This is a genomic window from Rhodococcus aetherivorans (assembly GCF_025722975.1).
In the GTDB taxonomy this organism is placed as follows: domain Bacteria; phylum Actinomycetota; class Actinomycetes; order Mycobacteriales; family Mycobacteriaceae; genus Rhodococcus; species Rhodococcus aetherivorans.
The window spans coordinates 288,242-304,299 of sequence record NZ_CP106982.1; the positions used below are offsets into that span (position 1 = coordinate 288,242).

Annotated in this window: 13 protein-coding genes; 8 read left to right on the forward strand and 5 right to left on the reverse strand. The window is 71.6% G+C overall.

All coding sequences use genetic code 11. The features are described 5' to 3' along the window. The first annotated feature begins 5 nt into the window (after positions 1-5). Genes OCS65_RS01355 through OCS65_RS01375 form a run of 5 tightly spaced genes read left to right on the forward strand, consistent with a single transcriptional unit; the run spans position 6 to position 7,142 of the window. Entirely contained in the window at positions 6-4,061 is a 4,056-nt protein-coding gene (locus tag OCS65_RS01355) for a bifunctional nitrate reductase/sulfite reductase flavoprotein subunit alpha (protein WP_231772233.1), read from the forward strand. 60 nt (positions 4,062-4,121) lie between these two features. Beyond that, complete coding sequence (locus OCS65_RS01360) at positions 4,122-4,526, forward strand: TOBE domain-containing protein (RefSeq protein ID WP_006934412.1); 405 nt, start codon at positions 4,122-4,124, stop codon at positions 4,524-4,526. Positions 4,527-4,564: 38 nt separating this feature from the next. Further along, entirely contained in the window at positions 4,565-5,296 is a 732-nt protein-coding gene (modA, locus tag OCS65_RS01365; RefSeq protein ID WP_231772951.1) for a molybdate ABC transporter substrate-binding protein, read from the forward strand. Continuing rightward, the gene (locus OCS65_RS01370) at positions 5,293-6,087 is read left to right on the forward strand and encodes an ABC transporter permease (protein ID WP_231772234.1); all 795 of its coding nucleotides are present in this window, start codon (positions 5,293-5,295) and stop codon (positions 6,085-6,087) included. The genes modA and OCS65_RS01370 overlap by 4 nt, the downstream gene beginning before the upstream one ends. Next, the gene (locus tag OCS65_RS01375) at positions 6,084-7,142 is read left to right on the forward strand and encodes a sulfate/molybdate ABC transporter ATP-binding protein (RefSeq protein WP_029546782.1); all 1,059 of its coding nucleotides are present in this window, start codon (positions 6,084-6,086) and stop codon (positions 7,140-7,142) included. Before OCS65_RS01370 ends, OCS65_RS01375 begins: the two co-directional genes overlap by 4 nt. Positions 7,143-7,220: 78 nt before the next feature. Here OCS65_RS01375 and OCS65_RS01380 read toward each other — a convergent pair whose 3' ends face one another. Together OCS65_RS01380 and OCS65_RS01385 are read right to left on the reverse strand one after the other, a co-directional pair. Further along, complete coding sequence (locus OCS65_RS01380; protein WP_251549963.1) at positions 7,221-8,765, reverse strand: DUF4185 domain-containing protein; 1,545 nt, start codon at positions 8,763-8,765, stop codon at positions 7,221-7,223. A gap of 73 nt (positions 8,766-8,838) precedes the next feature. Further along, entirely contained in the window at positions 8,839-10,116 is a 1,278-nt protein-coding gene (locus OCS65_RS01385) for an MFS transporter (RefSeq protein WP_029546780.1), read from the reverse strand. A 122-nt stretch (positions 10,117-10,238) separates the two neighbouring features. Here OCS65_RS01385 and OCS65_RS01390 point away from each other — a divergent pair, with 122 nt between their 5' ends. Beyond that, the gene (locus tag OCS65_RS01390) at positions 10,239-11,108 is read left to right on the forward strand and encodes a class II glutamine amidotransferase (protein ID WP_231772236.1); all 870 of its coding nucleotides are present in this window, start codon (positions 10,239-10,241) and stop codon (positions 11,106-11,108) included. 3 nt (positions 11,109-11,111) lie between these two features. Here the strand turns inward: OCS65_RS01390 and OCS65_RS01395 are convergent, their stop codons facing one another. Beyond that, a complete protein-coding gene (locus tag OCS65_RS01395) occupies positions 11,112-12,038 on the reverse strand; it encodes an NAD-dependent epimerase/dehydratase family protein (protein WP_263508543.1) in 927 nt (308 codons plus the stop codon). A gap of 129 nt (positions 12,039-12,167) precedes the next feature. On the opposite strand from OCS65_RS01395, the gene OCS65_RS01400 reads away from it, so the two are divergent. Both OCS65_RS01400 and OCS65_RS01405 read left to right on the forward strand, forming a co-directional pair. Next, positions 12,168-12,863 (forward strand): TetR/AcrR family transcriptional regulator, encoded by a 696-nt coding sequence (locus OCS65_RS01400; protein ID WP_231772238.1) that lies wholly within the window; start codon positions 12,168-12,170, stop codon positions 12,861-12,863. 55 nt (positions 12,864-12,918) lie between these two features. Next, positions 12,919-13,527, forward strand: coding sequence for a YqgE/AlgH family protein (locus tag OCS65_RS01405; RefSeq protein ID WP_006934398.1), 609 nt, complete (start codon positions 12,919-12,921; stop codon positions 13,525-13,527). Between the two features lie 12 nt (positions 13,528-13,539). Here the strand turns inward: OCS65_RS01405 and gad are convergent, their stop codons facing one another. Together gad and OCS65_RS01415 are read right to left on the reverse strand one after the other, a co-directional pair. Next, positions 13,540-14,928, reverse strand: a complete 1,389-nt coding sequence (gene gad / locus OCS65_RS01410) for a glutamate decarboxylase (RefSeq protein ID WP_006934397.1) — start codon at positions 14,926-14,928, stop codon at positions 13,540-13,542. 97 nt (positions 14,929-15,025) lie between these two features. After that, positions 15,026-15,979: a DUF1648 domain-containing protein gene (locus OCS65_RS01415; RefSeq protein WP_231772239.1), complete on the reverse strand. Its 954-nt coding sequence runs from the start codon at positions 15,977-15,979 to the stop codon at positions 15,026-15,028. Positions 15,980-16,058 lie beyond the last annotated feature (79 nt).

Below are 16,058 nucleotides of genomic sequence, written 5' to 3' on the forward strand. Positions count from 1 at the left end.
GTTCGATGCAGGGCGAGATCACGAAGGTCAAGACCGCCTGCTCATACTGCGGCGTGGGCTGCGGCATGGTGCTCGAGGTCGGCCTCGACCCCGCCACCGGCGCCCGCCGGGTGCTCGACGCGTACGGCGACAAGGAGCACCCCACCAACCTCGGGCGCCTGTGCACGAAGGGGGCGACCAGCGCCGAGATGCTGGCCGCCGGCGGGCGGATGGAGAGCGCGTACCGTCGCGCCGAACGCGGCGGTGCGCCGGTGCCCGTGGAGGTCGACGCCGCGATCGCCGAGACCGCCCGCCGGTTGCGGGAGGTGCTCGACGAGCACGGACCCGACGCCCTGTCCTTCTACGTCTCCGGCCAGATGTCCCTCGAAGCCCAGTACCTGATCACCAAGCTCGCGAAGGGGTTCGTCGGCACCAACAACGTCGAGTCCAACTCGCGGTTGTGCATGGCCAGCGCCGGCACCGGCTACAAGCAGTCGCTCGGCGCGGACGGCCCGCCCGGCTCCTACCAGGACTTCGACCACGCGGACCTGTTCTTCGTCAGCGGCGCGAACATGGCCGACTGCCACCCCATCCTCTTCCTCAGGATGATGAACCGGGTCAAGGCCGGTGCGAAGCTCGTCGTCGTCGACCCCCGCCGCACGGCCACCGCCGAGAAGGCGGACCTGTTCCTGCAGATCGCGCCGGGGACCGACCTGGCGCTGCTGAACGGCCTGCTGCACCTGATCGTCGAGAACGGGCACGTCGACCGGGCGTTCGTGGCGGAATTCACCGAGGGCTGGGACGCCATGCCCGGGTTCCTCGCCGACTACACCCCCGCACGCGTCGCGGAGATCACCGGACTGGCCGAGGAGGACATCCGCACGGCCGCGCGGTGGATCGGCGAGGCCGGTGACTGGATGTCGTGCTGGACCATGGGCCTGAACCAGAGTACCCACGGCACCTGGAACACCAACGCGATCTGCAACCTGCATCTGGCCACCGGCGCGATCTGCCGCACCGGCAGCGGCCCGTTCTCGCTCACCGGCCAGCCCAACGCCATGGGCGGCCGCGAGATGGGATACATGGGGCCCGGCCTGCCGGGGCAGCGCTCCGTCCTCGTCGACGCCGAGCGGGCCTTCGTCGAACAGCAGTGGGGGCTGCCGTCCGGCGCGATCCCCACCACGGTCGGCAAGGGCACCGTCGACATGTTCGAGCAGATGGCCGCGGGCGTCATCCGGGCCTGCTGGATCATCTGCACCAATCCGGTTGCCTCCGTGGCCAATCGACGCACCGTCGTCGAAGCTCTCGAGAAGGCCGATTTCGTCGTCGCGCAGGACGTCTTTCTCGAGACCGAAACCACCGCGTATGCAGACGTCCTGCTGCCGGGAGCGCTGTGGGCGGAGTCGGAGGCGGTGATGGTCAACTCCGAGCGCAACCTGACGCTGCTGCAGCAGGCGATCGATCCGGTCGGCCAGGCCCTGCCGGACTGGCAGATCATCGCGCGCGTCGCCTGCGCCATGGGCTACGCCGAGGCGTTCACCTACTCCTGCCCCGAGGAGATCTTCGAGGAGATCACGCGCTTCTGGAACCCCAAGACCGGATACGACCTGCGCGGAATCACGTACGACCGGTTGCGCGAGACCCCCGTGCAATGGCCGTGCCCGCCGGACGCCGCGACCGACCGGAACCCGATCCGCTATCTCAACGACGGGGTGAGCCAGACCCTGCTGAGGTCGGAGGACGGCACCGCCCCCCGGCTGCGGTTCGCCACCGCCACCGGCAGGGCCGCGTTCCACCCCCGACCACACATGCTGCCGGCCGAGATGCCCGACGACGACTTCCCCGTCGTGCTCGGCACCGGCCGCGTCCAGCACCAGTGGCACACTCTTACCAAGACGGGGAAGGTCGCCAAGCTCAACAAGCTGAACCCCGGACCCTTCGTCGAGATCAATCCCGGCGATGCGCAACGACTCTCGATCGCGGACGGTGACCAGGTGGAGGTCGCGTCCCGCCGGGGCCGGGCGGTGCTGCCGGCCGTGGTCACCGACCGGGTACGGCCGGGATGCTGCTTCGCCCCGTTCCACTGGAACGACATGTTCGGGGAGTACCTGTCGGTCAACGCGGTCACCAACGACGCCGTCGATCCCGCGTCGCTGCAGCCGGAGTTCAAGGTGTGCGCGGTGTCGCTGACCAAGGTGGCAACGCCCGCCCGGCCCGAACCGTCGGGTGCACCGGCCGACCGGCTCGCCTCGACGCTCGGACTGGGGGACGTCGCGCCGCCCGTGCTCGATGATCTCGAAAAGCGTTATCTGACTGGATTTCTCACGGGATTCCGGGAGTCCGGACAGGCGGGTGTGCCGGTGCTCCCGGCGTCGGCTCCCCTTCCGGCTGCCACCCGGGCATGGGTGGACGGGCTGCTCGCGGGGCACTTCGCGCACGCCGCACCGGACCGCGACGAGGCCGACGGGGCGCCGCCGGTGGTGGTGGCGTGGGCGTCGCAGACCGGCAACGCCGAGGAGTTCGCCCGGATGTGCGCCGAGCGCCTCCGCGCCGCGGGCCGGCCCGCCGCCCTGGTCGGGATGGACGACTACGACGTGTCCGCGCTGACCGGGGTGCGCGACCTGCTCGTCATCACCAGCACCTTCGGCGACGGCGACGCCCCGGACAACGGCACCGCCTTCTGGAACGCCCTCAACAGTGACGACACGCCCCGCCTTCCCGACACCCGCTACGCCGTGCTGGCGTTCGGGGACTCGAGCTACGACGACTTCTGCGGTCACGGCCGCCGCATCGACGAGCGGCTCGCCGAACTCGGGGCCACCCGGCTCACGCAACGGGTGGACTGTGAGCCCGACTACGACGAACCGGCCGGCGAATGGCTCGCCGTCGTCGAACAACTCGTGCGTCCCGACGGTGCCGCACCGGCCGCGCCCACCCCGGGACCCCCGGCGAAGCCCGAACCCGCCTACAGCCGGAAGGTGCCGCTCGTCACCCGGCTGACCCGGAACGTCCCGCTCAGTGGACCGGGGTCGTCGAAGGACGTGCGCCAGTTCGGATTCGAGCTGTACGACCCGGACTTCGTGTACGAGGCGGGAGACGCGCTCGGCGTGATGCCCACCAACGGACCCGAGACGGTCGACGAATGGCTGCAGGTCACCGCGCTCGACCCGGAAACACCCGTGGAATTCGCCGATCTGCCGACCATTCCCCTGCGCGAGGCCGCCACCCGGCACCTCGAGATCGCTCGGGTGACCCCGGAGCTGCTGCGGTTCGTCCACGAGCAGACCCAGAGCGCGGAGCTGGCCAAGCTGCTGCGACCGGGTAACAAGATCGAGCTGCAGCAGTGGTTGTGGGGCAAACAGGCGATGGACGTGATCTCGGCGTATCCGTTCAAGGCGCCGATCGAGGAGTGGCTGCCCGTGCTCAAGCGGCTGCAGCCCCGCATGTACTCGATCTCGTCGAGCCCGCGGACCAACCCCCGCGAGGTGCAGCTGACCGTCTCGGTGGTGCGTTACAGCTACGAGGGCATCGGCCGGGCCGGGGTGTGCTCGAGCTTCCTCGCCGACCACAGTCACGGCGTCGACATCCCCATCTTCGTCCAGCGCAGCACCCACTTCCGGCCGCCCCGGACGCCGGACACCCCGATGATCATGGTCGGTCCCGGCACCGGCATCGCGCCGTTCCGCGCCTTCCTGCACGATCGCCGCGAGATGGGCCACACCGGCCGGAACTGGCTGTTCTTCGGCGATCAGCGGTCCTCCACCGACTACCTGTACCGGGACGAGATCGAGGCGATGCACGCCGACGGCTTCCTCACCCGGCTCGACCTGGCCTTCTCCCGCGACCAGCGGCAGAAGGTCTACGTGCAGGACCGGATGCGCGAGCACGGGGCGCAGCTGTGGAAGTGGTTGCAGGACGGTGCCCACTTCTACGTGTGCGGCGACGCGAGCCGGATGGCCAAGGACGTCGACGAGACGCTGCGCGAGGTGGTGCAGGTCCACGGCAGGCTCGACGAGGAGGACGCCGAAACGTACGTCAAGCAGCTCGCCGCCGAGAAGCGCTACGTGCGCGACGTGTACTGATCCGCAAATTCGTTTCCCTACGCTTGATAGGTCCGCAGAAGTGGAAGTAGTGTCTGTTTCGTGACGCAGATTCGCATCAAGGATGCCGCCCGGCTGCTCGGCGTCAGCGACGACACCGTCCGGCGGTGGATCGACCAGGGCGCCCTGCCGGCCGGCAAGGACGGGGCCGGCCGCAAGATCGTCGAGGGGGCCGACCTTGCCGAGTTCGCCCGCCGTCAGGCGGACGAGGCACCCGATCTGCTCGGCGTGGGCAGCTCCGCCCGCAACCGGTTCGCGGGGATCGTGACCCGGGTGGTGTCCGACACCGTCATGGCGCAGGTGGAGATGCAGTGCGGCCCGCACCGCGTCGTCTCGCTGATGAGCACCGAGGCCGTCCGTGAACTCGGCCTCGAACCGGGCAGCCTCGGGGTGGCCGTCGTCAAGGCCACGACGGTGATCGTCGAAACCCCGGCGGGTGCGTCGTGAGACGGCGGGAGGCAGTCGTCGTCGTGCTCTCGGCGCTGATGCTCGCCGCGTGTGGCTCCGGTGGTGACGGCGACCCTGCGCCCGCCACGGCGGTCACCGGCGAGCTGACCGTGTTCGCGGCCGCGTCGCTGCAGGTACCGTTCCGGGAGATCGAAGTGCGGTTCGAGGCCGAAAATCCCGGCACGGATGTTGTTTTCGACTTCGCCGGCTCGGCCGACCTCGTCGCGCGGTTGTCCCAGGGTGCCCCCGCCGATGTCTTCGCCTCCGCCGACACGGCGAACATGACCAGGGCCGTCGATGCCGGTCTCGTGGCCGGCGAACCCGTGAACTTCGCGGCCAACACCCTCACCATCGTCACCGAACCCGGAAACCCAGAGGACGTGCAGACTTTCGCGGATCTGAGTCGTCCCGGACTCGACGTCGTCGTGTGTGCGCCGCAGGTACCGTGCGGCGCCGCGGCCGCCCGCGTCGAGGACGTCGCCGGCGTCACCCTCGAGCCGGTCAGCGAGGAATCCTCGGTGACGGACGTGCTCGGCAAGGTCGCCACCGGGCAGGCCGACGCCGGGCTCGTCTACGTCACCGACGCTCTGCGCGCCGGCGACGACGTGACCGCCGTGCCGTTCTCCGAGTCCGCGGCGGCCGTCAACACCTACCCCGTCGCCGTCCTCGCCGAGGGCGCGAACCCCGTGACGGCGGCGGCGTTCGTCGCGTACGTGACCGGCCCCGAGGGACGACGGATCCTCGCCGAGAAGGGATTCGCGGCCCCGTGACGCGCGTCCGACCGGCCGGGCTGCCGACGTGGATCCACGTCCCCGCGATCGTCGGCGGACTGTTCGTCGCCCTGCCGCTGCTGTCACTGATCCTCGCCGTCGACTGGCGGCGCTTCCCGGAACTGGTGACGTCCGAGGCATCCCTGCAGGCCCTGACGCTGAGCCTGCGCACCGCGGTGGCCGCCACGGTGCTGTGTGTCCTGCTCGGCGTGCCGATGGCGACCGTGCTCGCGCGCAGCACCGTGCGTTTCCTTCCGGTGCTGCGCGCGCTCGTGCTGCTGCCGCTCGTGCTGCCGCCCGTGGTCGGCGGGATCGCACTGTTGTACACCTTCGGGCGCCGCGGACTGATCGGCGAGCACCTCGAGCTGCTCGGAATCCGTATCGCGTTCTCCACCACGGCAGTTGTCCTCGCGCAGACGTTCGTCGCGCTGCCGTTCCTGGTGATGAGCCTCGAGGGCACCCTGCGCACCGCCGGCACCCGGTACGAGACGGTCGCCGCGACGCTCGGGGCGCCGCCCACCACCGTCTTCCGCAGGGTCACCCTGCCGCTCGTGCTGCCGGGCCTCGCGTCCGGCACCGTGCTGGCCTTCGCGCGGGCCCTCGGCGAGTTCGGGGCCACCCTCACCTTCGCCGGCAGCCTCCAGGGTGTCACCCGCACGTTGCCGCTCGAGATCTATCTCCAGCGCGAGACCGACGCCGACGCGGCGGTGGCGTTGTCGCTGCTGCTCGTCGTGGCCGCCCTCGTGATCGTCGTCGCCGCGCGGGGGCGGCGGATCGCGGGCGGACTGTGACCGGCCTGCGGCTGCGTGCCCGGGTCGGGTCCCGCGACGTCGACCTGGCTGTCGCCGTGGAGTCCGGCCGCGTGCTCGCGGTCCTGGGACCCAACGGCGCCGGCAAGTCGACGCTGCTGAACGTGATCGCCGGATTGCTGCAGCCCGACGACGGTCGCATCGAACTCGACGGGTGCGTGCTCACCGACACCGCGGCGGGCGTGGCCGTGCCGCCGCACCGTCGCGGGGTGGCCCTGCTCGCGCAGCAGCCGCTGCTGTTCCCGCACCTGAGCGTCCTCGACAACGTCGCCTTCGCTCCCCGCAGCGCGGGCCGAGGCCGATCGGCCGCCCGCGCCGCGGCGTTGCGGCAGCTCGCCGCCGTCGACGCGACGGAACTCGCCGACCGCCGGCCGCACCAGCTCTCCGGGGGGCAGGCCCAGCGCGTCGCGATTGCCCGCGCGCTGGCGGCCGACCCGCGTTTGTTGCTGCTCGACGAACCGATGGCCGCCCTCGACGTGACGGCCGCCCCGGCCGTGCGGTCGCTGCTGCGCACCGTCCTGCGCGGTCCGGGACGCACGGCGCTGGTGGTCACCCACGACCCCCTCGATGCCCTGGCGCTCGCCGACCGGGCCGTGGTGCTCGACGACGGCCGGATCGTCGAGGAGGGCACGGTGCGCGACGTGCTGTCCCGGCCGCGCAGTGCCTTCGCGGCCCGCATCGCGGGCCTGAACCTGCTCGCCGGCACCGTCACCGCGGACGGACTCGACACCCCCGTCGGCCGGGTCCGCGGTGTGCTCGACGACGACTGTGCCCCAGGGAATTCGGCGGTGGCGGTGTTCACCCCCGCCGCCGTCGCGGTCTATCCCGGGGAACCCCACGGCAGCCCCCGCAACTCGTTCGCCGTCGTCGTCGGCGAACTCGAGGTCCACGGTGCCACCGTCCTCGTCCGGGCCGCCGAGTCCGGAATCACCGCCGAGGTCACCACGTCCGCGGCCGCCGATCTCGCGCTCGCACCGGGTGCGACGATGTGGTTCGTCGTCAAGGCCACCGAGGTCCGCATCCATGCCGCCCGCTGACCGAGCGAATGTATCGTTCCGTCGGACTGAGGAGGTGAACGATACATTCGCTCGGCTCACGCTGCGCGCGAGAGTGATTCAGTTCAGGCGGGCGCGCATCAGGTAGACGTTGTAGCTGTCCCACTCGGACACGGTGAAGTACAGGTCCGCGCCGTGGGACCACGGGTGCATGAAGCCGCCGTATGCCTTCGGGTAGTCCGAGGTCCGTACCAGCGTCGCGGCATCGGACCAGACGCCCTGCGGCGAATCCGACTCGCGGAGAACGATTTCGCCCGCAATCGGTTCCAGGTAGCTCATCTGCCAGCGGCCTCGTCCGGCGTCGAACCGCACCGACAGCTCGCTCGCCGCGCCGTCGGCGAGCGGGGTGGCGAGCTGCTCGAAGACGGGCATCCAGCGGTCGTGCACCCAGTACTGGTACGCGGAGGGATCGAGCACGTCGTCGACCGGCACGCGGGCCAGGCCCACCGATCCGACGCGGCCGTTCGGAGTGCCGAACATGTAGACGTGGTCGCCGTGCGGCACCATCGTCGCGACCTGGAACCGGCCGAGCCCGAACACGTTGTCCCAGCGGGCATGCGGGTCCTTCGTCCACGTCTGGCCGTGGTCGTCGGAGTAGGCGATGCCGCCGTGGTTGGTGTACCACATGCCCGGCACGACGCTCCACCGTCGCACCGACATGTAGCTCAGGTACTGGCGGTCGCCGATCGCGAAGCCGGAGGTGGGGATGACGGTCGTCTCGAAGTTCTTCACATGCCGGGCGTCGAGGATCTCCGCGGCGTGGCAGGGGCTGTCCTGCACCATCGCGTCGATGGTGAGGCCGTCCGCCAGGTCGGTGTCGCGGCTGAATGCCAGGACGTTGCTGCGCCAGTCTCCGCCGGCCCCGCCCGGCGGCGTCCATTCGAGCCCGAACGTGTCCCCGAAGGCGAGGGCGACCTCGCCGGGGCGCGTCTCCCACACGATGCCGAGGTCGGTGCCGTGCACGGCCCAGCGCGCATCGGTGCGGTTCTCCGAGCCGGGACCGGTCAGCTGGGAGACCAGCTCGACGTCGCCCACGGCGGGGGCGGGCGGCCGGGCGGTGACGGTACCCGGCTCGAACGGCGGATTCTCCCGTGGCGGGGCCGGTGGGACGGGTGCACCCGGCGCGCCAGGCACGGGAATCGGGATCGTCTCCGGCTGCGGATCCAGCTCGACGCGCGGCAGGTAACTCGAGGACCCGCTCGAGCCGGCGGACCCACTCGAGCCGCTCGAGCCACTCGAGCCACTCGAGCCGCCGGGCAGGGCGTCGGGAGCGCCCGTCGCGAGACCGAGGTCCGGGCACGGGTCGGCGCACGGGTCGGCGGGCAACGGCTCCTGCGGCACGCGGGTGTTGTCCGGCGCCGGGCCGGGGACCGGGACCGGCACGAGCTCGGGGTACGGCAGGGGGATCGTCACGACGGGCGGGATGTCGATCCGTGGCAGCTGCGGCGCGTCGGGGTCCGGGGGCTCGACCGCGGGATCGAAGCCCGGTTCGCCGCACGAGTTGACGGGCGGGGCGGGCGACGCCTGGGCGGGCAGCGCGAACAGCGGCAGGATCGACGAGACCAGGGCGAGAACAGTCAGCGGCGTGCGGTGCCTGCGTGCCATCGCGTTCTCCTCCGGATACTCGGGGAAATGCCCCGGAGAACCTAACAAATCCGGCGCCCGAAACCGCGGAGACTCACATGCGGAGCCGCCGGATCGTCGTCGCCGCGACCAGACCGGCGACGTACACCGCCACCCCGGCGAGCGCGAGCGCCGGGCTGCGGCCGTCGGGCGCGACGACCAGGGCGCCCGCGACGATCGCCGCGAGGAACGCCATGTTGAACACGGTGTCCTGCAGGGCGAAGACCTGCCCGCGACGGGCGTCGTCGATCTCGATCTGCATCGCGGCGTCCCCGGTGAGCTTGATGGTCTGACCGACGAGACCCAGCAGGAACGCGGCGACGAGCAGTCCCGTCTCGTCGAACCCGGTGACGAGGACGAGCTGGACGACGCCCGCGCAGATCAGTGCCGTGACGACGGTGCGGGGCCGGCCGAGGCGCGGGATGACGAGCGGGGCGGCGACCGCCGCGACGAGCATCCCGGTGGCGGTGGCGCCCACGGCGACGCCGAACCCGACGAGCCCGCCCGGCAGCGTGGCCCCGTCGGCGTCGCGCAGCACCAGCACCATGATGAGTGTGTCGATGCCGAACACGATGCGGTGCGCACCGATACCGATCATCGCGACCGTGACCCCCGGTGCCTCCCACACCGCCGTGGCACCGGTGTGCAGACCGGCGGCGACGGCCCGGATCGGGTGGCGCAGCACGGCACGGTCGGGACCGAGCGCATGACGGGCGAAGCCGCCGGCGGCGAGCGCGGCGACCACGGAGCCGGAGACGCCGAGCGCCACCGCCACCCCGGAGCCGAAGTCGCCTTCCCCGACGAGGCCGATCGTGGTGACCGCGATGCCCGCCCCGAGGGCAGAGATCCCCGATCCTACCGTCGCGAGCACGGAATTGACCGGTACGAGCCATGATTGGCGCACGACGTGCGGGAGGGACGCCGACACCCCGGCGAGCACGAAGCGACTGACGCCGACGGCGGCGAGCGCGAGCAGCAGCAGCGCGGTGGATCCGCCGCCGGTGAGGAGCAGCGCCGACATGGCGAGGATGAGCACGCCGCGCAGGGCATTGGCCGCGAGCAGCACCAGCCGGCGGTCCCAGCGGTCGAGCAGCGCGCCGGCGAACGGCCCGACCACCGAGTAGGGCAGCAGCAACACCGCGAATCCCGCGGCGATCGCGGCGGGATCGGTCTGGCGCTCCGGATTGAACAGGATCGCCCCACCGAGGGCGGCCTGGAACAGTCCGTCCCCGAACTGGCTGGCGAAGCGGACGACCGTCAGCCGCGCCAGTCCCGGCGATCGGCGCAGAGCCGTCGCCGTGGATCGCCACGCCTGCCGTCTCGACTCCCGCACAGTGTCCGACACTATCCGTCCGGTGCGGGGTCGCCCCGCGACGACGGTTCCGCCTCCCCGGCGAGGTTTTCCGGCCTACCCTCGGCGCAACCGGCAACTTCCGGAAGAGGGGACGTCCCGTCATGTGCCGACTGTTCGGGTTGACCGCCGCGCCGCACCGGGTGCACGCCACCTTCTGGCTGCTCGACGCATCGGATTCGCTCGCCCGGCAGAGCCGGCGTGAACCGGACGGCACCGGGCTCGGGACGTTCACCGACGACGGCCGCCCGGTGGTGGAGAAGCAGCCGCTGGCGGCGTACGAGGACCGCGCGTTCGCCACGGAGGCGAAGGAGCGGCGGTCACAGACGTTCCTCGCACACATCCGGTTCGCCTCGACGGGAGGCCTGGACGTGGGCAACACGCACCCGTTCGAGCAGCGCGGGCGGCTGTTCGCCCACAACGGCGTCCTCGGCGATCTGCCGCGGCTCGAGGCCGAGCTCGGCCCGTACCGCGACCTGGTGACGGGCGAGACGGACTCGGAGCGCTTCTTCGCGCTCGTCACCCGTCGCATCGACGAGCACGGCGGCGACGTCGGCGCGGGGCTGACCGCCGCGGTCCGGTGGGCCGCCGAGAATCTGCCCGTCTACGCGTTGAACGTCGTGCTCACGACCGCGACGCAGTTGTGGGCGCTGCGTTATCCGGACACCCACGACCTGTTCGTCCTCCAGCGTCCCGCCGGCGGCCCGCACGGCGGCCGCCATCTCGAGCATGCCAGCGAGGCCGGCACGGTCCGGGTGCGCTCGGGCCACCTGGCACGGCACCCGGCGGTCGTGGTCGCCAGCGAGCGCATGGACGAGGATCCGGGCTGGTCGGACCTGCGCTGCGGGGAGCTGCTGCACGTCGACGGCGAGCTCCGGGTCACCCGCACCGTCGTCGTCGACGAGCCCCCGCGGCACCCGATCACGCTCGCGGACCTCGACGAGCGGGCGGCCGCCTCCCAGACCGGGAAGTGAGTGTCACCGCTCGCGCCACCATCGCACCGTCGCGGCCGCGGCCTCGGGCAGCGGCGTCGGGCGCAGGCCGAGGAGTTCCTCGCTGTACGCGGAGTCCATGACGAACGGATCGGTGAACTGGTAGAGCATCTCGGTCAGTTCGCGGGCGTCGCGGTTGGCCAGCGCGGCGCCGCGCAGCATCCAGGTGGGAATCGTGCCGACCTTCGGAGCCGGCACCTGCGCGGCCGCGGCGAACGCGGCGACGAGGTCGCGCTGCGTGCCGGCCGGACCGGTGGGAGCGTGCAGGACCCGGTTCCACACCGCGGGATTCGCCGCGGCCGCGATCATGGCGGCGGCCAGGTCCGGCACGTACGTGAACGAGTGCGGCACGTCGGGTGAGCCGAGCACGCGGGGGCTGCGCCCGGCCAGGATGGCCGGCACCATCCGCTCGCCCGCGTGGGCGGTGCGGGCGTGGGGGCCGAAGAAGTCGGACGCGACCACGCTCACGGTCGGGGTGGCGCTTTCGGCGCGGCGGTCCAGCAGCCGGGCCCGCACGCCCCGCTTGCCGGTGGTGCTCGCGCGCGGCGAGTCCTCGGTCATGACCCGGTCCGGTTCGCTGTAGGAGTACAGGCTCTCGGGGAAGACCACCACCGCGCCCGTGCGCCCGGCCGCCTCGAGGACCGTGCTCTCCGCCGCCGGCAGTTCGCGCTCCCAGATGTCGGCGCGGTAGGCCGAGCCGTGGATGCAGTGGTACACGGCACCGGCACCCTCGAGCGCGGGGCCGAGCCGGGCGGGATCGGAGACGTCGACCCGGCGGCGTTCGACGAGCGGGTGCTCGGGGCCGTTGCCGGACCGGGTGAGGACGCGGACGCGGTGGCCCCGGTCGGCGAGTTGTTCGGCGACGGTCCAGCCGACCGGCCCGGCTCCGGTGACGACCTGCAGATTCGACATGGTGGTCAGCTCCTTCGAAATGTGAGCACTGCTCTCTGTCTGACATCACGATGCGCCCCCGGGTGCGCAAAGTCAAGAGCAGTGCTCACTTTTGTTGACGGTGCTCGCACATCTGGCAGGGTGAGGGACATGACCGGAACCCCCCGCGCCCGCGCCCGGCAGCAGACGATGGCCGACATCCTGCGGATCGGCCGCGAACACCTCGCCACCCACGGAGCCGCCGCGCTGTCCCTGCGCGCCGTCGCCCGCGACCTCGGCGTCGTCTCCTCGGCGGTGTACCGCTACGTCGCCAGCCGCGACGAACTGCTCACCCTCCTCGTCGTCGACGGCTACACCGAACTCGCCGACACGGTCGACGAGGCGCTCGCCGACGTCGCCGCGGACGCCCACGCCGAGCAGTTCCATGTGCTCGGCCACGTGGTGCGCGCCTGGGCGCTGCGCGAACCCGCGCGCTACGCCCTGCTGTTCGGCAGCCCGGTCCCCGGCTACCACGCCCCCGCCGAGCGGACCACGGGTCCGGGCACCCGCGTCGTCGTCCGGCTCGTCCGCATCCTCGACGACGCCCACGCCGCCGGCACCCTCCGCATCCCCACCACCGTCGCCGTGCCGGACACCCTCACCGCCGACCTGGGCCGGATCCGCGCCGAACTCGGCACCGGCGTTCCCGACGCCGTCCTCGCGCGCGGCGTACTGGTCTGGGCCGCCCTGTTCGGGTCCGTGAACTTCGAGGTCTTCGGCCAGTACGGCACCGACACCTTCACCGACCCCGGGCAGCTGTTCGACCATCACCTCGCGGTGCTCGCCGAGACCGTCGGGCTGTCCTGAACAACTCCCCCGCCTTGCCGCCACGCGCCGTCGGCGACGGTGGGATGATGTCGGGGTGGCGCAGCATCAGGACGAACCCGAGGACCGCACGGCACCGGCGACACCGGCCGTCCGGCCCGGAACCCTGCTCGTGTCGGCCACCGACCTCGTCGAGCCGACCTTCCGGCGAACGGTCGTCTACATCATCGAGCACGGCGACGTGGGCAGCCTCGGCGTGGTGCTCAACCGCACCAGCGACACCGCGGTCCAGGCCGTGCTGCCGCAGTGGACGGCGCTCAGCGCCGATCCGAAGGCGCTCTACGTCGGCGGCCCCGTCCGGCGCGACTCGGCCCTGTGCCTGGGCACGCTGCGCGTCGGCGTCTCCGTCGAGGGCGTGCCGGGGGTGCGCCGGATCGACGGGCGGGTGGTCATGATCGACCTCGACTCCGACCCGGCCGTCATCGGCCCGCTCGTGGAAGGCATCCGCATCTTCGCCGGCTACGCCGGGTGGAGCGCCGGCCAGCTCGATGGCGAGCTCCGCAACGACGACTGGATGGTCATCTCCGCCCTCCCCCAGGACATCCTCGGACCGCCGCGAGTCGACCTGTGGGCGCGGGTGCTGCGCCGGCAGCCGCTACCGCTCGCATTGCTGGCCACCCACCCCATCGAGGTCGAACGGAACTGAGCGACCCGGCGGTCAGTGCGCGAAGTGCTGCTCGCTGGAGTGCCGGAGCGGTCCCTCCTTGCGCAACTCGGCGCACACCCGCTCGAGGTCGGCGAACAGCTGCCGCGCGAGGTCGGCGCTGAACCCCTCCCGGACCACGATCCGCAGGACTGCCACATCCTGGGCATCGGCCGGCATCGTGTAGGCCGGCACCTGCCAGCCGTGCGTCCGCAGCTCGTGCGAGACGTCGAAGACGGTGAAGCCCGGATCCCCGGTGAGCTCGAACGCGATCACCGGGATGGCGGTGCCGTCGGAGATCAGGCGCATCCCCTCGATCCCGGCGATCTGCCCGGCCAGCCGGCTCGCGGTGGACCGTAGCGTCTTCATCACCCGGCGGTACCCGTCGCGGCCGAGCCGCAGGAAGTTGTAGTACTGGCCGACGATCTGGTTCCCGGGCCGGGAGAAGTTCAGGGTGAAGGTCGGCATGTCCCCGCCGAGGTAGTTGACCCGGAAGACCAGATCCTCGGGCAGGTACTCCTTGTCGCGCCACACCACGAACCCGATACCGGGGTAGGTCAGGCCGTACTTGTGCCCGCTGACGTTGATCGACACCACCCGCGGCACCCGGAAGTCCCACTCCAGTTCCGGATGCAGGAACGGCACGACGAATCCTCCGCTCGCCGCGTCGACGTGCAGCGGCACGTCGGGACCGCCCTCGTCGGCCACGTCGTCGAGCATCCCGGCGATCTCGGCCACCGGTTCGAGCTCACCGGTGTACGTGGTGCCGAGGATCGCGACGACACCGATCGTGTTCTCGTCCAACGCCTCCCGCACCTGCTCGGGGGTGATCACGTAGCGGCCGGGCTCCATCGGCAGGTACCTCGCCTCCACGTCGAAGTAGCGGCAGAACTTCTCCCACACCACCTGAACATTGCTGCCCAGCACCAGATTCGGGCGTGAGGTGTCGTCGCCCGCCGCCTGCCGCCGGGCCCGCCAGCGCCACTTGAGCGCCAGGCCCGCGAGCATCACCGCTTCGCTCGAGCCGATCGTGGACACACCCGTCGCGGACGCCGGATCGACGTCGGACAGTCCCGGCGCGTGGAACAGGTCGGCGACCATCGCCACGCAGCGTTCCTCGATCGCCGAGGTCGCCGGGTACTCGTCCTTGTCGATGAGATTCTTGTCGAACGTCTCGGCCATGAGCACATCGGCCTGCGGCTCCATCCACGTGGTGACGAAGGTGGCGAGATTCAGCCGCGAACTGCCGTCGAGCATCAGCTCGTCGTGGATGTACCGGTACGCCTCCCCCGGATCCATCGAGTGCTTCGGCAGCCGCAGCGCCGGAACCGGCTCACTGTCGATGCGCCCGGTGTACGCCGGTTCGAGGACTCCGTCTGGGTGCAACTGCTTCCGATGGCTCACGTCGGCCTCCGTACTCGTCGGCAATCGCTCCCATTAGACCGGATCAGCCGCGTACGCGCGGGCTGTTCGCGTAGCCCGCGTCCTCGGATCGCACCGATCAGCGACGATCGGCGAGGGTGTTGAGCGCGCCGGCCATGCGCTCGGCCTGCGACGCGGTGACGGTGAACTCCTGCCCTCCGGCGACGGTGACCACGAGCGCGGGACCGGTGATCGTGACGAGGCCGTACCGGCCCCGGCCCCTGGCGCGCAGTCCCCACCCGCCCCAGTCCTGGAAGGGACGCACGTGAGCGACCTTCGCGCCGACGATCTCGTCGAGACCGTAGTCCACCGCGGTCATCCCGAGGTTCTGCACCCGCACGCCCGTGTCGTCGACGACGACGCGGAACCGCAGCAGGCTCAGCACGAGCACGGCGACCGGCAGGAAGATCGCCAGCGGCCACCAGCTGCGCGCCGCGCCGCACACGAGGACCGCGGGGGCCAGGACCAGCGCCGCGAGCACGAGGGTGGTGCGCGTTCCGGTGCCGACCTGCTCGACGATCGGCAGCTCGACCGGGCCGCGCGGCAGCGCCGGATCGGGGCGGGCGACGGCGGATCGCCGGACCCGGTGGTCCCGCAGCAGCGACGCCCCGAGTATCCCGACGGCGACGCCGAGCGCGACGCCCGCCCCGATGCTCCACATCGGCAGCTGCGCCTGCTCGGCCGGCGCGTCCAGTTGGCCCACGAGCACCGTCGCGTACAGGGCGAACAGCAGGCCGGTCACCCCGAGACCGAGCACCAGCATGTAGCGCCGCATCATCAGCATTGCGGGGGCCAGCGCCGCGATCGCGCTGCAGCCGCCGCCGACCAGCAGGATCACCAGCGCCATCGTCCACGAGAACGACGCCGGGTCCGAGAATCCGTCCGGTGCCGACCCGGACCAGTGCGTGGCGATCCGCGGGGGCAGGCGCGACTCCCACAGTCGCGGCAGCAGCAGCGCCGCCCCGGCGGCGACGAGGGGCAGCCCCAGCCCGAACAGGGCCCCGGCGGGGTCGATCACGCGGCGGGTGGTCACGGGCCCAGCGTAGGGAACGGTGAACCGCCGCCGCCCGCCCTCCCGATCTCCCCCGAATGTGGGATTGAGCGCCGCCCTC

Excerpts from the sequence above, each read along its gene's own strand:
- OCS65_RS01355 (WP_231772233.1), top strand. The coding sequence starts at position 6 with ATGCAGGGCGAGATCACGAAGGTCAAGACCGCCTGCTCATACTGCGGC.
- modA (WP_231772951.1), top strand. The coding sequence starts at position 4,565 with ATGCTCGCCGCGTGTGGCTCCGGTGGTGACGGCGACCCTGCGCCCGCC.
- OCS65_RS01380 (WP_251549963.1), bottom strand. The coding sequence starts at position 8,765 with ATGGCACGCAGGCACCGCACGCCGCTGACTGTTCTCGCCCTGGTCTCG.
- OCS65_RS01390 (WP_231772236.1), top strand. The coding sequence starts at position 10,239 with ATGTGCCGACTGTTCGGGTTGACCGCCGCGCCGCACCGGGTGCACGCC.
- OCS65_RS01395 (WP_263508543.1), bottom strand. The coding sequence starts at position 12,038 with ATGTCGAATCTGCAGGTCGTCACCGGAGCCGGGCCGGTCGGCTGGACC.
- OCS65_RS01400 (WP_231772238.1), top strand. The coding sequence starts at position 12,168 with ATGACCGGAACCCCCCGCGCCCGCGCCCGGCAGCAGACGATGGCCGAC.